Origin of the sequence: Psychrobacter sp. Ps6 (assembly GCF_022129235.1) — a bacterium.
Classification (GTDB): Bacteria; Pseudomonadota; Gammaproteobacteria; order Pseudomonadales; family Moraxellaceae; genus Psychrobacter.
In genome coordinates this window covers 42,300-44,043 of record NZ_JADQAI010000014.1, presented here as the reverse complement: position 1 = coordinate 44,043, position 1,744 = coordinate 42,300, and the positions used below count along the sequence as shown (strand labels likewise).

The window sequence follows — 1,744 nt, the reverse complement described above, 5'->3', positions numbered from 1 at the left end:
GTGTCTGATCTGAGTGGCAACACCTCCAACCAAGCCACCATCACCGTTGACTATCCAGACACTGCACCCAATGCAGAAAATGAGATTCAAACAGGCAGCATTGGCCAACCTGTCGTAATCGACGTATTGAACAATGACACCGACTTAGAAAGCAACATTGACCCAACCAGCGTCAAGCTTATCGACCCAAATAGCGGCCTGGCAGTCACCACCTTAACCGTACCAGGCGAAGGCAGCTGGAGCGTGGACCCAGACACAGGCGTCGTGACCTTCACCCCTGAGGCCGGCTTCACCAACGACCCAACCCCAGTGAACTATGTGGTGTCTGATCTGAGTGGCAACACCTCCAACCAAGCCACCATCACCGTTGACTATCTACAAACCGCGCCAGTGGCGGTGAATGACGCAGACACTGGTAATTCTGGGGAGACGGTAGTGGTTGACGTTGTGACCAACGACACCGATGCAGAAGCGGATCTTGACCCAACCACCGTCATCATCACCCAATCACCAGCAGGTGGCACTATTGCCGCTGATGGCAAATCGGTTGTGGTAGACGGCGAAGGCAGCTGGAGCGTGAATGCGACCACAGGGGCGATCACTTTCACCCCAGAAGCAGGCTTTACCGCAGACCCAACACCAATCAGCTACAGCGTTGAAGACATCAATGGCTTGGTATCGAACGAAGCGACAGTCACCATCGACTACCCACAAACCGCGCCAGTGGCGGTGAATGACGTAGGCGTCGGTCCTTTGAATAGTCCTGTGACTGTCGATATCTTAAATAATGATAACGACGCTGAGGGCGACCTTGACCCAACAACCGTCAAGCTAATTGACCCAGACAATGGTGACGAAGTAACAACTTTGACCATTACAGGCGAAGGGGAATGGGTCGTTGATCCAACCTCTGGCGCTGTAACCTTTACACCAGAAGTTGGTTTTACTAATGACCCTACGCCTGTAGATTATGTGGTCTCTGATATTACTGGTCAAACATCTAATCCAGCGACAATTGTTGTCGACTATCCACCAACGGCGCCAAGAGCGGCAGATGATAACCAAACAGGTATCACTGGAGAGGCAGTTACCGTTGCTGTATTAGGTAATGACGAAGACTTTGACAATGATATCGATCCAACAACCGTCAAGCTGATTGACCCAGACAATGGTGATGAAGTAACTACGTTGACCGTTACAGGTGAAGGGGAATGGGTCGTTGATCCTACCTCTGGCGCTGTGACTTTTACACCAGAAGCTGGTTATACAGGTGATCCAACACCTGTAGATTACATCGTAGTGGATAGCACTAACCTAAAATCTGACCCAGCTACCATCACCATTGACTACCCACAAACCGCGCCAGTGGCCAATCCTGAAGTTGAGCGTACGCTTGAGGACACCGAACTGAACGGTAATGTCATCGATAACGATACTGATAATGACGGCGACATTCTGGTCGTACAATTGGCCACCGTTGATGTTGATGGCAGTGGTAGTCAAGTTACTTTAGATCTGGGTGTTGCAACAACCATCACTGACGTCAATGGCAATCCAATCGGTGACTTGACCTTGAATGCCGATGGCAGTTACGTCTTCAATCCAGCGACTGACTTCAATGGCAGCGTACCGACGGTTAATTACACGGTGACTGATCCTAATGGTTTAACAGATAGTACTACCTTAGATATCACCGTCACACCAGTGAACGATGATCCAGTAGCGGTAGATGACGCGTACACCG

1 protein-coding gene is annotated in these 1,744 nt (G+C 50.3%); it reads left to right on the top strand.

Annotated elements, in window-relative coordinates:
- A partial coding sequence (locus I3255_RS12775) for a tandem-95 repeat protein (RefSeq protein WP_238039160.1) occupies positions 1 to 1,744 on the top strand: 1,744 nt, incomplete at both ends.